We start from the raw sequence: 17,477 nt of genomic DNA on the forward strand, positions 1-17,477 counted from the left end.
TCTAACTCCACTCAGATGGCATAAACCGCAATTGCGGCGGATGTCATGCAGATGGGGGCAACGAAAGCGATTTCAAGTGCTTAGCGCTTGTTCATGATCTACCGCGCATCGAGCCGGCGCGGCTGGAGCCCGGCTCGGAGTGTGCATTGACCAGGGATAACCAGGGCTTTTGGCCCGCTGCGCGGACTCCGCCGGCCAACCTTTGGGCAGGCGAGAGCACCTGCGCGAACCGACCGAACGGCTCCGTACCTGACGAAGAGGACGGTCGGGTGCAGAGATGTATCAGCCCCTTTTCAGCCGGACTGGGCGTTTGCGCCGAGGCTGTGTTTTTGCGTGAACACCAAGGCTTTCAACCCGCCGTCAGGATGGATGTCGGCGAACTCCGGCGGGTTTTCCAGCCGTTGCTCGAAGCGCAGGCTCGGCGCCTCACTGGCTACGCCGTCAATTAAAAAGCCAGGGCCTATGGCCGGGTCATTCGTGCAGGCCAGCACCTCACCTTGGGCGGTGAGCAGATCAGGCAGACGGCGCAGGACTTTTTGATAATCCTGAGTCAGTACGAAGCTGCCCTTCTGGAAAGAGGGCGGGTCGATGATGATCAGGTCATAGGGGCCATATTTTTTTACTTTGCTCCAGGATTTGAACAACTCATGGCCTAAGAAACTTACTCGGCTCAGGTCATGCTGATTCAGCCGGTGATTGTCCCGCCCACGGCTTAAGGCCGCCTTGGACATGTCCAGATTCACCACATGCTCGGCGCCACCGGCAATCGCAGCAACCGAGAAACCGCAGGTGTAGGCGAATAGATTGAGCACGCGTTTGCCCTGGGCCCTGGCCTGCACCCAACGGCGGCCGTAGCGCATATCCAAGAACAAACCCGTATTCTGTTTCTTGCCCAAATCCAATTTGAACCGCAGGCCGTCCTCGCTGATTAGCCACTCATCAACCGGCTCCCCCAGCAGCCATTGCACGGTGCTGTCGTGGAGGTAACGGTGTTGCAGCAACAGCGTATGCGCCTGGGCTCGCTGCCATTCAGGCGAGTGGGTCAATGCCAGCAACATGTGCGTCAGGGCGACCCGTTCGGACTCATTCGGCTCCCGGAATACCGCGACCAGCAGCACGCCTTGCAACCAGTCGACGGTGATGTCTTCAAGACCCGGCCAGCGTCGGCCCCTGCCGTGAAACAGACGACGCGTGTCGCCAGGTGCAGTGCTTAATTCGGCGATCAAATGCTGATGCAAGGTGGCAATGGCGTCTGCGTTCATGGCTCTTTATCGGTTATTCGTTGTGCCGCAGTTTAACAGCCAGGGTGGCCCGCTCGGATGCCCGCAGGGGGCCCCCTGCGCGCACGATCAAGCCCACGCCGCCGCCCGAATCAGGGTTCGAGCAGTTCGATACGACTGATCTCTTCCGGTCGTACGCTAAAGCTGGCCTCGCCCTGCCCGCTCAGGCTGCGCCGGATGGCCAGACGACCGTCCGGGTTGATGCCCGTGAAACGACCTTCGACCGTGCTACCGCGTTCGGTCACGATGCGCATCTTCAAGCTTTGATAGCGGCTGGGGTTGCCTTGCAGGCGTTGCAGGGTAAAGCGCACACGCCGGTCAACGGGACGACTGGTCTGCTCCGCGACAGGTACGCTGGCCTGCTGGCCGCCAACCGCAGCCGCGGCCTTGGTCGCCAAGGGTGGAAAACGATCCCCTTGCACGACCCAGCCCTGTGACTGGCTTTTTTTCAATTGCAACGGCAGATGCTCGGGTTTGCCATTGATCCGTGCATCGACTTCCAGCTCCAGGCTGGTGGCGGGTAACGTCACGGCTGGCAAGCTGGCCAGTTGCACCAGGCGCGTGGCAAAGCGCCGTTGCAGGTAGTCATCGACCACATAGGTCAGGGTGTCGCGCGAGTCGTAGCGGGTATCGACTCTGCCATCGACATAGCGCAAGCGATCACTGAACAACTCGACCTTGCCACTCAGGGTGGTTTTGAACTGCGGCGGCAGGACCAGGTGGAAGTCGCCCACCAGCTTGTTCGGAGCCAGCGGCTGCAGATTCAGGTGCAGGGTGTAGCCGTGGGTCAGGCGGCGCGCCTCGGGGAGTTCCTGCTCGGGCAACAACCAGCTGACCTGCACGTCCGGCAACGAACCGCGATCCTGCGGCAGCACATCCACCCGCATGGCGCCCTTGACCGGTTGCGGCAGGCGGATGCTGATTTCACGGCGGGCGAAAAAATCTTGCCCCTCGCGCAGGCTCAAAACGCCGTCGATCAACTCGCCTTGCTGCGGGGCGAACGGCTGGCCATTCAACTCGCCGCGCAAGTGAATGGCCAATTCGGCGGGCGCCTGCACCTCGGGCTTGAGCCAGTTCAGGCTGAGAATGGCTTCCAGCCGCTGCGCATCGTGGCTGGCCAGCAAGCTCAAACCGACCACCAGGGGAATGAAGCCCAGCGCACTCAGCACCACCGCCTTGCGCGCGGTACGCCAGTAACGCAACGCATACACCAGGGTCAACGGCGGCAACAGGCTGCCCAAGCCCCAGAGCAGGCTGGTACCGAAGGCCAGCATCACCAGCCAGACCAGGCCGACCAGGATCAACAGCAAGCCGCCGAGAATCAACAACCCATCCATGCAGAATTCCTTATTCTTGAACCGCGCTCAGCCTCGGCTCCCCGCGTACGTCAAACGCCATCGACTTTGAAATGCGCGCGGGCGGTGGCGATCGGCTCGGCCTGGGTGGTCTGCCAGGCCGTAATCGCCACGTTGGCAACGCGACGGCCTTGGCGCCAGACCTGGCATTTGGCATAGGTGTCACGATAATTGCCGGCGCGCAGGTAATCTATCGAGAAGTCGATGATTTTCGGCAAATGTGGGACGCCCATGAACATCAGCAAATGCAGCATGGCGCTGTGCTCCATGAAGCCGGCGATCACCCCGCCATGCAGCGCGGGCAGCAGCGGATTGCCGATGTTGTCCTTGTTCGCCGGTAGCCGAAAGACCATGTCATCGCCCAGCCGCAAACACTCGATACCGAGCAACCTGGCATAGGGAATCAGGCTCAGCAGCCCATCGTAGTCGTTCTTCTCATGCGCCTCGCGCACCCATTGGTTGAGGTCGAGGCTGCTCATGCGGCACCGCCTTCAATACCCTGCTTGAACGCCTTGCCGCCCGCCGCGCCCTTGCCCATGCGCATAAAGGTGCCGACCACATGGGCGATCGGCTGTTCGGGGTCGTCCTGGTAGGCATAACCGCGGGTGAAGATGATAGTGGGCGTCACCCGGTAGCATTCGGCGACCCCATAGACATCCTTGTGCGGCTCAGCCGGGTGCATGTAGTCGATGCGCAGATCGAGGGTCGGGCAGACCTCGAACTCCGGCAACACACAGAGCGTGGAAATACCGCAGGTGGTGTCCATCAGCGTGGTAATGGCACCGCCATGAATTACGCCGGTCTCCGGGTTACCAATAATCTGCGTGCTGTAGGGTAAACGCAGTGTCAGGCTACGGCTGTCGGCGGCCTGTACGCTCAGGCCCAGCACCTGACAATGGCGCAGCGCCATTAGAAAACGCTGTGCCTGCTCTAGAATCAGCTTATCGCTCATTGATCGAATCCCGTCTCGCCAACACGAAAGGCGCGCATAGTACCCTTCCTGTAAGCCAAAAAAGCCTGAAATACAGCACTTTTGGCCCTTTTTCAGGGAACTTAGAACAACGCCTCATACTCAAACTCGCAACGATGAGAAAACTCATCACGTGAGAAAGCCACACAAGGAGAGCTGACTATGCAGAAACCAATTACTTACGCATTGCTACTTGCTGCCACCCTAGCAATGGCGGCCTGTGAAAAGACCCCGGAAAACAAGCTCGAGTCCGCCAAGGAGTCGGCCTCCGAAGCGATGGAATCGGCGGGTGATGCTGCCAAGCAAACCGGCGAAGCCATTGAGCAGAAAGCCGAAGAAGTGAAAGAAGACGTCAAAGAAGCGACTGACAGCCAGTAACACCGCTCTCAAACAACAAGGCCCGCAGATGCGGGCCTTGTTGTTTCTGCACGTCAGCGCAGTGCCGGGCTCAGCATGATCAACAGCGTACAGACCAAGCCGACGACCCAGACCAGGCTGCGCTGCCAATGCAGATCGGCCCAGTACAGGCCCAGGTAAAGCACCCGGGCAATCACGAAGATCACTGCCAGCGTATCGACAAACACCCCGAAGGTCTGCGTGCCGTGAGCCATCAGCACCGCGGCGGCAAACAGCATGAACGCCTCGAAGCTGTTCTGATGCGCCGCCAGGGCGCGAGCGCCGAAACCCGTCAAGCGGGCCTGCTGAGCGCGCGGATGGTGATTGTCGTAGCCCCCCGCCTTGTTCATTTCTTTCGCGACCGGGATCTTGGACGCAAAGGTCAGGACGGCACTGATAAACACACACCAAAACGGCAGACTCATTCGTTCTTCTCCTTGATCGGTTCAACGTCCGGGGTTGGAGTGTAAACCATCACTTCCAACACATCGGAATGAAACTCGCGACGATACAAAACCAGCACCACGCCCGTGGTGACCAGCATGAAGAACCAGGGATTGATGAACCAGGCCAGGGTCGCCATGCCGAAATAATAAGCCCGCAGTCCCAGGTTGAACTGGTTGGCGGCCATCGAGATCACCCGCGCGGCCCGCTCGGCGAACGCCTTGCGCTCGGCCTCGCTGACATGCCGTTCACCTATCATCGGCGCGGAGCCGACCAGCACCGCGGCAAAGTTGTACTGGCGCATGCACCAACTGAACGTGAAGAACGCATAAACGAACACCACCGCCAGACACAGCAGTTTGATCTCCGAAACCCCACGGCTGACCGGCGAGACCAGGGGCAAGTCCGCCAACAACGACACCGCGCGATCAGACGAGCCCAGCACCGTGAGAATACCGGCCAGGATGATCAGGGTGCTGGAGGCGAAGAACGAAGCGTTGCGCTCAAGATTGCCGATCACGCTGGCATCGGCGATGCGGTTGTCGCGCAGCAACAGGCGGCGCATCCAGTCTTCACGATAAAGGTGCATCACGCTGGCCAGGCACGGCGTATCGCGCCCCTTCCAAATGGCGTAGCGGGTGTAGCCGCCCCAGCAAATGATGAACCAGAGGACGGCAAACAAATGCGCTAGGTAGTTCTCGCTGATGAACATGCAAACTCCTTGTAAAGGCGCCGCGATTATACCCAGCCCCATCTTCCTCCAGGCCAATAAAAGGCCATCCGGGGATGGCCTTTTCCACAACGCCAGGCTTACGCCAACACTTCACCACGCTCGCCCAATACGCGGTCGAGCGCCGTGGCCAGCACCAGGGTGAACAGTGCCGGCACCAACCAGGCCAGACCTTGTTCGGCCAACGGCAGGTGCGCCAGCCACTCGGGCATCCACTGCTGCAAGCCGGCGGCCTTGAGCCCATCGATAATGCCGAACAGCAACGCAACCAGCATCACCGGGGCGATGACGCGGCTGGCGGCGTGCCAGAAATCGCGGCAGAAACTCAGCGCCACCAAGGCGATGCACGGCGGATAGATCGCCGTCAGCACCGGCACTGAAACCTGGATCAACAGCGTCAAACCGAGATTCGACACCAGCAGCGAGAAACCCGCCAAGAGCACGACCAAGGTGCGATAAGACAGCGGCAAGACGCCACTGAAGTATTCGGCACACGCACAGGTCAAGCCGACCGCCGTCACCAGGCAGGCCAGCGAGATCAGCGCAGCAAGGAACACACTGCCGAGTGAGCCGAAGGTGTGCTGCACATAGGCGTGCAGCACCTCCGCGCCGTTGGTTGCGCCAGCGGCGATGGCATGGCTGCTGGCGCCCAGGCGGAACAGACTGATGTACACCAGCGCCAGCCCCAACCCGGCGATCAGGCCGGCGATCACCGCATAGCGAGTGATCAGGCGTGGCGACTCCACCCCGCGGGAACGGATCGCATTGACGATGACGATGCCGAACACCAGCGCCCCCAAGGTATCCATGGTCAGGTAGCCATTGATAAAGCCTTGGGAGAATGGCGCCGCCACATAGGCCGGCTCCGGCGTACCGATGCTGCCTGCGGGCAAAGCGAAGGCCGCGATACCGAGCATGGCCAGGGCAATGATTTTCAGCGGCGCAAGAAACCGCCCTACCGTATCCAGCAAGCGCCCGGGATACAGCGAGACCCAGAACACGATAAGGAAATACACCAAGCTATAGGCGAAAAGTGCCAGCGGGCTGTTGCCGGTCAACGGCGCCAAACCGACCTCAAAGGACACCGTTGCGGTACGCGGGGTCGCGAACAACGGCCCGACCGCGAGGTAACAGACCGCAGCCAATATGCCGCTGGCCACTCGGCCGATGGGACTGCTGAGCTCATCCATCGCACCGCCGACCTTGGCCAGGGCGACGATGGTGATCACCGGCAGACCGACGGCGGTAACCAGAAAGCCCAGCGCCGCCATCCACAGGTGCGGGCCGGACTGCAAACCAACGATGGGCGGGAAGATGATGTTGCCAGCCCCGACAAACAGGGCAAACGTCATAAAACCAAGTGCCAGAATGTCCTGGCCTTTCAACACTTTCATGGAGGGAAACACCACATTGCTAAATCGGGATATGCGGGGGTTTCCCTGAGTGTTCGAGGGAAACGCTGCCTGTCCGGATAGGACAGACCACCAACGCGCCGTACCCCTTGTGGGGGCCGAACAGGATAAATAGTTGCTAGCCTAACGAATTCGTCTCAGCCAAGCATGAACGCAGGTCGGACTGTCCGCTGCACGGAACGGCGTGTCGCATCCATGACAGATTCGCAGCCGCCCACAAAGCACAGAGGCCACCCGAAGGTGGCCTCTGTTTTACGCTTGCCAGTCAGCCGCAGCTTACTTGACGGCCCAGCCAGTCAGTTCGGCCAGAGCCTTACCGATGTCAGCCAGGGAACGCACGGTTTTCACACCGGCGTCCTGCAGCGCTGCGAACTTCTCGTCAGCGGTGCCTTTACCACCAGAGATGATGGCGCCAGCGTGGCCCATGCGCTTGCCCGGAGGAGCAGTCACACCCGCGATGTAGGACACCACCGGCTTGGTCACGTGAGCCTTGATATAAGCAGCCGCTTCTTCTTCAGCCGAACCGCCGATCTCGCCGATCATCACGATCGCCTCGGTCTTCGGGTCTTCCTGGAACAGCTTCAGGATGTCGATGAAGTTGGAGCCCGGGATCGGGTCGCCACCGATGCCGACGCAGGTGGACTGACCGAAACCGGCGTCAGTGGTCTGCTTCACGGCTTCGTAAGTCAGGGTGCCGGAGCGCGACACGATGCCGACTTTGCCTGGCAAGTGAATGTGACCGGGCATGATGCCGATCTTGCATTCGCCCGGAGTGATCACGCCTGGGCAGTTCGGGCCGATCAGGACTACGCCCAGCTCGTCGCACTTGACCTTGGCTTCCAGCATATCGATGGTCGCGATGCCTTCAGTGATGCAGACGATCAGCTTGATACCGCCGAGTGCCGCTTCAAGGATGGAATCCTTGCAGAACGGAGCCGGAACGTAGATCACGCTGGCGGTAGCGCCAGTGGCTGCTACCGCGTCTTTCACGGTGTTGAAAACAGGCAGGTCCAGGTGAGTGGTGCCGCCTTTGCCCGGAGTCACGCCGCCAACCATCTTGGTGCCGTACTCGATGGCTTGCTGGGTGTGGAAACTACCTTGCGAACCGGTAATACCCTGGCAGATTACTTTGGTGTCTTTATTGATCAGGACGCTCATTACTTGCCCTCCGCAGCTTTGACGACTTGCTGAGCAGCGTCGGTCAGGCTGGTTGCCGCGATGATGTTCAAGCCACTTTCAGCCAGTACTTTGGCGCCCAGCTCAGCGTTGTTGCCTTCAAGGCGCACAACCACCGGGATTTTCACGCCGACTTCTTTCACTGCACCGATGATGCCTTCGGCAATCATGTCGCAACGAACGATGCCGCCGAAGATGTTCACCAGAACGGCCGCTACGTTGGTATCGGAGAGGATGATCTTGAACGCTTCGGTTACGCGCTCTTTGGTCGCGCCGCCACCGACATCGAGGAAGTTGGCCGGCTTGCCACCGTGCAGATTGACGATGTCCATGGTGCCCATGGCCAGGCCAGCGCCGTTGACCATGCAACCGATGTTGCCTTCCAGTGCGACGTAGTTCAGTTCGAACTTGGCAGCATGGGCTTCGCGCGGGTCATCTTGCGACGGGTCGTGCATGGCGCGCAGTTTCGGCTGGCGATACATGGCGTTGCTGTCGATGTTGATCTTGGCATCGAGGCAGTGCAGGTTGCCGTCAGCCTTGATTACCAGCGGGTTCACTTCCAGCAGTGCCAGGTCGTAGTCCTGGAACAGTTTGGCCAGGCCCACGAAGATGTGGGTGAACTGCTTGACCTGGTCGCCTTGCAGGCCCAGTTGGAAGGCCAGTTCGCGGCCCTGGAACGGCTGAGCGCCGACCAGCGGGTCGATCGTGGCTTTGAGAATTTTCTCAGGGGTATCGTGAGCGATCTTCTCGATGTCCACGCCACCTTCGGTGGAAGCCATGAACACGATACGACGGCTCGAACGGTCGACTACCGCGCCCAGATACAGCTCTTTGGCAATATCGGTGCAGGACTCAACCAGGATCTGGTTGACCGGCTGGCCATTGGCGTCAGTCTGGTAGGTCACCAGACGCTTACCGAGCCACTGCTGAGCAAAGGCTTTGGCTTCTTCTTTGCTGCGAACCAGTTTCACACCACCGGCTTTACCGCGACCACCCGCGTGGACCTGGGCTTTAACGACCCACTCGGTACCACCGATTTTGTCGCAGGCTTCTGCAGCCGCTTCTGGGGTGTTCACTGCGAAGCCTTTGGATACGGGCAGGCCGTACTCAGCGAACAGTTGCTTACCCTGATACTCGTGAAGATTCATGCTTATCTACCGTCTTCGTTAGGTATTGCGCATTCGGCGCTGCGTATTGGGTGCCGCGCCACCTGTGACTGTTCTCTATGGAACAGTCCGCCGGGCGTTCCGCGGTGAGGCTTCCGAGGAAGACTCACGACGGGCGGCTCGGCGTGGTTCTTGTTGTCGCTATTAACGCTTCTTGCGGTTGGCGATGTGAATGGCCTGGCCATTCACGGCCAAGGCCGCTTCATGCAGTGCTTCGGACATGGTCGGGTGGGAGAACACCATCATTCCCAAGTCTTCGGCACTGGTGCCGAATTCCATACCGATTGCACCCTGTTGAACCAGCTCAGCCGCGGCTGGGCCGATTACGTGCACACCCAAAACGCGGTCAGTCTTGGCATCGGCGATGACCTTGACGAAACCTGCGGTGTCATTCGCAGCCATGGCACGACCACTGGCGGCAAACGGGAAGGTGCCGACGTTGACTGCAACGCCTTCAGCCTTGAGTACCTGTTCGGTCTTACCCACCCATGCGATTTCCGGGTGGGTGTAGATCACGGACGGGATCAGGTCGTAGTTCATCTGGGCTTTGTGGCCAGCGATGCGCTCGGCAACCATGACGCCCTCTTCCGAGGCTTTGTGTGCCAGCATCGCGCCACGCACCACGTCACCGATGGCGTAGACACCTGGAACGCTGGTTTCGCACTGGTCGTTGACGTAGATGAAGCCACGCTCGTCCAGATTCACACCGCTGTCGGCGGCCAGCAGATCGGTGGTCACCGGGCGACGGCCGACCGAAACGATCAGTTTGTCGAAGGTCAGCGTCTGCTCGCCATCGGAATCGGTGAAGTTGACGGTAACTTGCTTCTTCTTCACTTCCGAACCGGTCACGCGGGCGCCCAGACGAATGTTCAGACCCTGCTTGGTCAGAATCTTCAGCGCTTCCTTGGCGACCTGGTCGTCGGCGGCCGGCAGGAACTTGTCCAGCGCCTCGAGCACGGTCACTTCGGCGCCCAGACGTGCCCACACCGAACCCAGTTCCAGGCCGATGACGCCGGCACCAATCACGCCCAACTTCTTCGGTACTGCCTGGAAATCCAGAGCGCCCGTGGAGTCGACGATGGTGTCCTGGTTGACCGGAGCCGGCGGAATGTCGACCGGCTTGGAGCCGGAGGCGAGAATCACGCTGGTCGCTTCGATCACTTGGGTGGTGCCGTCGCCGGCCGTGACTTCGACGTGCTTGTTCGCCAGCAGCTTGCCGTGGCCTTCCAGCAGGGTCACGCCGTTCGCTTTGAACAGGGTGGCGACGCCGCCAGTCAGGTTCCTCACGATGCCGTTCTTGCGCGCGACCATGGCCGGCACGTCGATCGTCACGCCCTTGGCTTCGATGCCGTGGATCGCGAAACCAGAATGGGCCTCATGGTACTTGTAGGAGCTGTCGAGCAGCGCCTTGGACGGAATGCAACCGACGTTCAGGCAGGTACCGCCGAGGGCGATCTTGCCCTCTTTGTCCTGATACTTCTCGATACAGGCGGTCTTCAGACCAAGTTGAGCGGCTTTGATAGCGGCCACATAGCCCCCTGGGCCAGCACCAATCACTACCACGTCGAATTTCTGGGTCATAACTCATTCCTTTTCGGATGAAACCGGACGGCCCCTTGTGGGGACCGCCGTGATCAGACAACGGATCAGATATCCAGCAGCAGGCGCGCCGGATCTTCCAGCAGATCCTTGATGGTGACCAGGAAGGTTACCGCTTCCTTGCCGTCGATCAGACGGTGGTCATAGGACAGCGCCAGGTACATCATCGGCAGAATCACTACCTGGCCATTCACCGCCATCGGCCGCTCCTGGATCTTGTGCATGCCCAGGATCGCGGTTTGCGGCGGGTTGACGATCGGCGTCGACAGCAGCGAACCGAACACACCCCCGTTGGAGATGGTGAAGGTGCCGCCAGTCATGTCTTCGATGGTCAGCTTGCCGTCTTTGGCTTTCTTGCCGTAGGCGGCGATAGTGCCTTCGATTTCAGCCAGGTTCATCAGTTCGGCATTACGCAGAACCGGCACCACCAGGCCACGATCGCTGGACACCGCCACACCGATGTCGGCATAGCCGTGATACACGATGTCGCCGCCGTCGATGGAGGCATTCACGCCCGGGTAGCGCTTGAGCGCTTCGGTCGCGGCTTTAACGAAGAAGGACATGAAGCCCAGGCGCACGCCGTTATGGGTCTTCTCGAACAGATCCTTGTACTTCGAACGCAGGTCCATGACCGGCTTCATGTTGATTTCGTTGAAGGTGGTCAGCATCGCCATGGACGATTGCGCTTCCACCAGACGCTCGGCGACCTTGGTACGCAGACGGGTCATCGGTACGCGCTTCTCGACCCGATCACCGGCCGCGAAGACCGGGGCGGCGGCAGCCGGAGCAGCCGGCTTGGCCACCGGCGCCGGAGCTGCCGGGGCGGATTTCTTCGCTTCGATGGCCGCGACCACGTCTTCCTTGGTCACCCGGCCGCCCTTGCCACTGGCGGCGATGCGGTTGACGTCGATGCCATTTTCTTCCGCCAGTTTGCGCGCGGCCGGCGACAGGATCAGGTCTTCGGCGGCAGCGGCCGGAGCAGCTGCTTGTGCCGCAGGTGCCGAGGCAGGTGCAGCCGCAGCGGCTGGAGCGGCAACGGCGCCGCCTGCTTCGATAGTGCCCAGCAATTCATCGGAAAGAACGGTGTCACCTTCGTTCTTGACGATGCTGCCCAGAACACCGTCGGCGGTAGCCAGAACTTCCAGGACGACTTTGTCAGTTTCGATGTCGACGATCAGGTCGTCACGCTTGACTGCGTCGCCCGGCTTCTTGTGCCAGGTTGCAACGGTGCCGTCGGCAACCGATTCCGGGAAAGTAGGGGCTTTGATCTCGATAGCCATTATGTACGGGTCCTTAAATTCGGTTTCTTCTACGAGGTGGCTGCGACTGCGCAGTGCGGCCACCTCTTATATGAAGGCGTTAAACAGTAAAGGCGTCCTGCAGCAGTTTTTCCTGCTGCTCGGCGTGCATCGATGCGTAACCGCAGGCCGGGGCAGCGGAGCCATCACGGCCGGCGTACTCGAGGAACAGGCCTTTCTTGTGCGCCGTGGTGACACGTCGCATGTGGTGCTGGCTGCAATACCAGGCGCCCTGGTTCATCGGCTCTTCCTGACACCAGACGATGTCTTTGAGGTTCTTGTACGGCGCCAGAACCTCGGCCAGATCCTCTTCAGGGAACGGATACAGCTGCTCGATACGCACGATGGCGATATCTTCGCGGCCTTCGGCGCGGCGCTTTTCCAGCAAGTCGTAGTAGACCTTGCCGCTGCACAGCACCAACCGGGTGACCTTCTTCGGATCGAGTGCATCGATCTCCGGGATCACGGTCTGGAACGAGCCTTCAGCCAGATCTTCCAAGGTCGAGATGGCCAACTTGTGCCGCAACAGGGACTTCGGCGTCAATGCGACCAAAGGCTTACGCAGCGGGCGGATCACCTGGCGACGGAGCATGTGGTACACCTGCGCCGGAGTCGTCGGCACGCAGACCTGGATGTTGTGCTCGGCGCACAACTGCAGGTAACGCTCCAGACGCGCCGAGGAGTGCTCAGGCCCCTGCCCTTCATAACCGTGCGGCAAGAGCATGGTCAGACCGCAGAGACGGCCCCACTTGTGCTCGCCACTGGTGATGAATTGGTCGATTACCACTTGGGCGCCGTTGGCGAAGTCGCCGAACTGGGCTTCCCAGATCACCAAGGCATCGGGCTTGGTGGTGGAGTAGCCGTACTCGAAAGCCAATACCGCTTCTTCCGACAACAGCGAGTCGTACAGATCGAAACGCGGCTGCCCTTCGTACAGGTGCTGCAGCGGCAGGTAGGTGCCGGCATCCTTCTGGTTGTGCAACACCGCATGACGGTGCGAGAAGGTGCCACGGCCGACGTCCTGGCCGGTGAGACGGATCGGGTGGCCTTCGAACAACAGGGTGGCGTAGGCCATGGTTTCAGCGAAACCCCAGTTGATCGGCTGGCCGCCGGCGCTCATTTTCTGACGGTCTTCGAGAATCTTCGAGACCTGGCGCTGCACCACGAAACCATCGGGCGTTTCCAACAGCTTGCTGGACAGTTCCTGCAGGGTCTTGAGATCGAAACGCGTGTCGTGACGAGCGGTCCAGGTGTGGCCCAGGTAGGGACGCCAATCGACGAACAGCTCTTTGTTCGGCTCCTTGACCAGACTCTTGACCACATGCAGGCCGTTATCCAGCGCATTGCGGTAGTCGTCGATCTTCGCCTGTACGCGTTCGGTATCGAGGCTGCTGGTCTTGATCAGCACATCGGCATACAGCTCACGGGTGGTGCGCTGCTTGGCGATCTGCTGGTACATCAGCGGCTGGGTGCCATTCGGTTCGTCGGCTTCGTTGTGGCCGCGACGACGGTAGCAAACCAGGTCGATCACCACGTCACGCTTGAACTGCATGCGGTAGTCGATGGCCAACTGGGTGACGAACAGCACCGCTTCCGGGTCATCGCCGTTCACGTGCAGGATCGGCGCCTGAATCATCTTGGCAACGTCGGTGCAGTACTCGGTGGAGCGCGAATCTTCCGGGTTGCTGATGGTGAAGCCGACCTGGTTGTTGATCACGATGTGGATCGTGCCGCCCGTCTTGAAGCCACGGGTCTGCGACATCTGGAAGGTTTCCATGACCACACCCTGACCGGCGAAAGCCGCGTCACCGTGCAGGGAAACCGGCAGCACCTTGTCTCCGGCGCTGTCGTTGCGGCGATCCTGACGAGCGCGCACCGACCCTTCGACCACTGGCGATACGATTTCCAGGTGGGACGGGTTGAACGCCATCGCCAGGTGAACTTCGCCGCCGGCGGTCATCACGTTGGAAGAGAAACCCTGGTGATACTTGACGTCACCGGAGCCCAGCTCAACCAGTTTCTTCTTGCCTTCGAACTCGTCGAACAGCTCGCGCGGGTTCTTGCCGAAGGTGTTGACCAGTACGTTCAGACGGCCACGGTGGGCCATGCCGATAACGATTTCCTTGGTGCCGTAGGAGCCCGAGCGCTGAATCAGCTCGTCCAGCAACGGGATCAGGCTCTCGCCACCTTCCAGACCGAAACGCTTGGTGCCCGGGTATTTGGTGCCCAAGTATTTTTCCAGACCTTCTGCAGCGGTCAGACGCTCAAGCAGATGGCTCTGAACGTCGGCCGACACGGTCGGACGACCACGCACGCTTTCCAGCCGCTGCTGGAACCACTTGCGCTGTTCGGAATCGACGATATGGGTGAATTCGGCGCCAATGGTGCGGCAATATGTCTGCTGCAACGCCACGTAAATCTCGCGTAGAGTCGCTTCCTCTTTACCGATGTACAGCTCACCGGTGCGGAAGGTCGTGTCGAGATCGGCATCAGTCAGGCCGTAATGATTGATCGCCAAATCAGCCGGTGCCGGACGCCGCCACAGACCCAGCGGATCGAGCTGAGCAGCCTGATGGCCACGCATCCGATAAGCCTGAATCAGTCGCAAGACTTCGACCTGCTTCTTCTCGTGCTCGCTGCTCACGCTGCCGGCGGACACCGGTTGAGCGCGTCGCTGGTTTTTCGCCAGCAATACGAAGTGATCGCGGACCGTGGAATGGGAAACGTCGTTCGCAACGTTGCCGTCAGCGGGCAGCTTCTGGAAGTAGGTGCGCCACTCTTCTGGCACAGCGTTGGGATCGTGCAGGTAGAGCTCGTAGAGCTCTTCCACATAGGCAGCGTTACCACCGGATAGGTGGGCACTGTCCCACATGCGCTGCATCACGCTTTCTTGCATGCTTGGTCACCCTCGGTAAGGGGACACCACCGGCGTGGAAACCGCATGGGCTTTTAAAGTCCTATGGCAGCGACTTCGGTAAAGCCACTTCGGATCCCGCAGATAGTCCGGGCACCAGCCCGGATGCCCCTGCTGGTCGTCAAATTTTTCAAATAAGAACCGCGGCTTTGTGAGCTGCGACTCGACTTAAAGCTACGGCGCCGAAATCGATTCCAGCGCCGCAGGTATTACCGTAAAGCAGGTTACAAATCAGATACCGCTTTGCAGCAACATGCTGCGCACGTGACCGATCGCCTTCGTCGGGTTGAGACCCTTGGGGCAGACGCTCACGCAGTTCATGATGCCGCGGCAGCGGAATACGCTGAACGGATCATCCAACGCAGCCAGACGCTCTTCCGTCTGGGTATCACGGCTGTCTGCCAGGAAGCGATAGGCTTGCAGCAGAGCGGCTGGACCGAGGAACTTGTCCGGGTTCCACCAGAAGGATGGGCAGGAAGTCGAGCAGCAGGCGCACAGAATGCACTCGTACAAACCATCCAGCTTCTCGCGTTCTTCCGGCGATTGCAGGCGCTCAATGGCCGGGGCAGGCGTGTTATTGAGCAGGAAGGGCTTAACCTTCTCGTACTGCTTGTAGAAGATGCTCATATCGACAACCAGGTCACGGATTACCGGAAGACCTGGCAATGGACGAACGATCAGCTTGTTGCCTTTCACCACCGCCGACAACGGTGTGACGCAGGCCAGGGCGTTCTTGCCATTGATGTTCATGCCGTCGGAACCGCAAACGCCTTCACGGCAGGAGCGACGGTAAGAGAAACCTTCGTCCTGCTCTTTGATCAGCGCCAGCACGTCCAGGACCATGATGTCTTTACCATCGGTATTGACCTGGAAGTCCTGCATGAACGGAGCAGCATCTTGATCCGGGTTGTAGCGATATACGCTTACTTGCAACAGTTTGGCTTGGGACATATCGGCCACCCTTAGTAAGTACGAATCATGGGTTCGAACGCCGGAACGGTCTTCGGCGCGAAGTTGACGGCACGCTTGCTCACACGCTTCTCGCCTGGGAAGTACAGGGAGTGGCAGAGCCAGTTTTCGTCATCGCGGTCTTCGAAGTCTTCACGAGCATGGGCACCACGGGATTCTTTACGAACCTCGGCTGCAATCGCGGTGGCTTCGGCCACTTCGAGCAGGTTCTGCAATTCCAGGGCTTCGATACGCGCGGTGTTGAACGCCTGGCTCTTGTCAGCGATCTTGACGGTGGCGATGCGCTGGCGCAGGTCGGCAAGCTGGGCAATGCCCTTCTGCATGTATTCACCGGTACGGAATACACCGAAGTAGTTCTGCATGCAGCTTTGCAGCTCTTTACGCAGCGGCGCCACGTCTTCGCCGGTCTTGCGCTCGTTCAGGCCGTTCAGACGAGACAAGGCTACGTCGATATCGGTTTCGCTGGCGTTGCGGTACTCGACGCCTTCCTTCAGGGTTTTTTCCAGGTGGATACCGGCCGCACGACCGAACACCACCAGGTCGAGCAGCGAGTTGCCGCCCAGACGGTTGGCGCCGTGAACCGAGACGCAAGCCACTTCACCGACGGCGAACAGGCCCGGAATGATCGCATCGTTGCCGTTGGCGTCCTGCGTGATCGCCTGGCCATGAATGTTGGTGGCGACGCCACCCATCATATAGTGGCAGGTTGGCACGACTGGAACCGGATCGGTGACCGGATCGACGTGAGCGAAGGTCTTCGACAGCTCGCAGATACCTGGCAGGCGGCTGTGCAGCACTTCCTCGCCAAGGTGGTCGAGCTTGAGCATCACGTGATCGCCATCCGGACCACAACCGTTGCCGGCGATGATCTCTTTGACCATGGAGCGCGCAACCACGTCGCGGCCGGCCAGGTCTTTGGCGTTCGGCGCATAGCGCTCCATGAAACGCTCGCCGTGCTTGTTGATCAGGTAACCGCCTTCACCACGGCAACCTTCGGTGACCAGTACCCCGGCGCCGGCGATGCCGGTCGGGTGGAACTGCCACATTTCGATGTCCTGCACCGGCACGCCAGCACGCAGGGCCATGCCCACGCCGTCGCCGGTGTTGATCAGGGCATTGGTCGTCGAGGAGTAGATACGCCCTGCACCACCGGTAGCCAGCACTGTGGCCTTGGAGCGGATGAAGGAGGTTTCGCCGGTTTCGATGCAGATGGCGATGATGCCAACAATGACGCCGTCCTGGTTCTTGACCAGATCGACCGCATACCACTCGTTGAGGAATACGGTATTGGCCTTCAGGTTGGCCTGGTACAGGGTGTGCAGCAGCGCGTGACCGGTACGGTCGGCCGCGGCGCAAGTACGTGCAGCCTGGCCACCCTTGCCGAAGTCTTTCGACTGACCGCCGAACGGACGCTGGTAGATGCGACCCTGCTCGGTACGGGAAAACGGCAGGCCCATGTGTTCCAGCTCGAACACGGCTTCCGGACCTACGGAACACATGTATTCGATAGCGTCCTGGTCGCCGATGTAGTCGGAACCCTTGACGGTATCGTACATGTGCCAGCGCCAGTCATCGTTCGGGTCGGCCGAAGCGATGGCGCAAGTGATGCCACCCTGGGCGGATACGGTGTGCGAGCGGGTCGGGAAAACCTTGGTCACCACGGCAGTCTTGTGACCGCCCTGGGCCAGCTGCAGCGCGGCGCGCATGCCGGCACCGCCACCACCAACAATGATGGCGTCGAAGGAAAGCGTACTAATGTTAGCCATGA

At 60.1% G+C, this 17,477-nt stretch carries 15 protein-coding genes; 1 reads left to right on the top strand and 14 read right to left on the bottom strand.

Going from position 1 to position 17,477, the window contains the following annotated elements:
• Positions 1-293: 293 nt before the first annotated feature.
• From AC3IYG_RS13050 to AC3IYG_RS13065, 4 genes are all read right to left on the bottom strand, one after another.
• The gene (locus tag AC3IYG_RS13050) at positions 294-1,262 is read right to left on the bottom strand and encodes a class I SAM-dependent methyltransferase (RefSeq protein WP_489309005.1); all 969 of its coding nucleotides are present in this window, start codon (positions 1,260-1,262) and stop codon (positions 294-296) included.
• Between the two features lie 110 nt (positions 1,263-1,372).
• Complete coding sequence (locus AC3IYG_RS13055) at positions 1,373-2,617, bottom strand: MFS transporter (protein WP_489309007.1); 1,245 nt, start codon at positions 2,615-2,617, stop codon at positions 1,373-1,375.
• Between the two features lie 50 nt (positions 2,618-2,667).
• Positions 2,668-3,114 (bottom strand): PaaI family thioesterase, encoded by a 447-nt coding sequence (locus AC3IYG_RS13060; protein ID WP_489309009.1) that lies wholly within the window; start codon positions 3,112-3,114, stop codon positions 2,668-2,670.
• On the bottom strand, positions 3,111-3,587 hold the full coding sequence (locus tag AC3IYG_RS13065) for a PaaI family thioesterase (protein WP_489309011.1): 477 nt from the start codon (positions 3,585-3,587) through the stop codon (positions 3,111-3,113). The genes AC3IYG_RS13060 and AC3IYG_RS13065 overlap by 4 nt, the downstream gene beginning before the upstream one ends.
• 180 nt (positions 3,588-3,767) lie before the next feature.
• Between AC3IYG_RS13065 and AC3IYG_RS13070 the strand changes: the two genes are divergently transcribed.
• Positions 3,768-3,983: a hypothetical protein gene (locus AC3IYG_RS13070; RefSeq protein WP_489309013.1), complete on the top strand. Its 216-nt coding sequence runs from the start codon at positions 3,768-3,770 to the stop codon at positions 3,981-3,983.
• Positions 3,984-4,036: 53 nt separating this feature from the next.
• Here the strand turns inward: AC3IYG_RS13070 and AC3IYG_RS13075 are convergent, their stop codons facing one another.
• From AC3IYG_RS13075 to sdhA, 10 genes are all read right to left on the bottom strand, one after another.
• Positions 4,037-4,426, bottom strand: coding sequence for an MAPEG family protein (locus AC3IYG_RS13075; protein ID WP_489309015.1), 390 nt, complete (start codon positions 4,424-4,426; stop codon positions 4,037-4,039).
• Entirely contained in the window at positions 4,423-5,157 is a 735-nt protein-coding gene (locus AC3IYG_RS13080; protein ID WP_489309017.1) for a DUF599 domain-containing protein, read from the bottom strand. The genes AC3IYG_RS13075 and AC3IYG_RS13080 overlap by 4 nt, the downstream gene beginning before the upstream one ends.
• Before the next feature lie 98 nt (positions 5,158-5,255).
• Positions 5,256-6,569: a branched-chain amino acid transport system II carrier protein gene (brnQ, locus tag AC3IYG_RS13085; protein ID WP_489309019.1), complete on the bottom strand. Its 1,314-nt coding sequence runs from the start codon at positions 6,567-6,569 to the stop codon at positions 5,256-5,258.
• Positions 6,570-6,863: 294 nt separating this feature from the next.
• A complete protein-coding gene (sucD, locus tag AC3IYG_RS13090; protein ID WP_489309021.1) occupies positions 6,864-7,745 on the bottom strand; it encodes a succinate--CoA ligase subunit alpha in 882 nt (293 codons plus the stop codon).
• On the bottom strand, positions 7,745-8,911 hold the full coding sequence (gene sucC / locus AC3IYG_RS13095; RefSeq protein ID WP_489309023.1) for an ADP-forming succinate--CoA ligase subunit beta: 1,167 nt from the start codon (positions 8,909-8,911) through the stop codon (positions 7,745-7,747). Before sucC ends, sucD begins: the two co-directional genes overlap by 1 nt.
• Positions 8,912-9,073: 162 nt before the next feature.
• Positions 9,074-10,510, bottom strand: coding sequence for a dihydrolipoyl dehydrogenase (lpdA, locus tag AC3IYG_RS13100; RefSeq protein WP_489309025.1), 1,437 nt, complete (start codon positions 10,508-10,510; stop codon positions 9,074-9,076).
• A 65-nt stretch (positions 10,511-10,575) separates the two neighbouring features.
• Entirely contained in the window at positions 10,576-11,808 is a 1,233-nt protein-coding gene (odhB, locus tag AC3IYG_RS13105; protein ID WP_489309027.1) for a 2-oxoglutarate dehydrogenase complex dihydrolipoyllysine-residue succinyltransferase, read from the bottom strand.
• Between the two features lie 79 nt (positions 11,809-11,887).
• A complete protein-coding gene (locus AC3IYG_RS13110) occupies positions 11,888-14,722 on the bottom strand; it encodes a 2-oxoglutarate dehydrogenase E1 component (RefSeq protein WP_489309029.1) in 2,835 nt (944 codons plus the stop codon).
• Positions 14,723-14,971: 249 nt separating this feature from the next.
• Complete coding sequence (locus AC3IYG_RS13115) at positions 14,972-15,676, bottom strand: succinate dehydrogenase iron-sulfur subunit (RefSeq protein ID WP_489313909.1); 705 nt, start codon at positions 15,674-15,676, stop codon at positions 14,972-14,974.
• A 26-nt stretch (positions 15,677-15,702) separates the two neighbouring features.
• Positions 15,703-17,475 carry a succinate dehydrogenase flavoprotein subunit gene (gene sdhA / locus AC3IYG_RS13120; protein WP_489309031.1) on the bottom strand — a complete coding sequence of 591 codons (1,773 nt, stop codon included), beginning with the start codon at positions 17,473-17,475 and terminating at the stop codon, positions 15,703-15,705.
• Positions 17,476-17,477 lie beyond the last annotated feature (2 nt).

Source organism: Pseudomonas sp. KH_027, assembly GCF_057838565.1.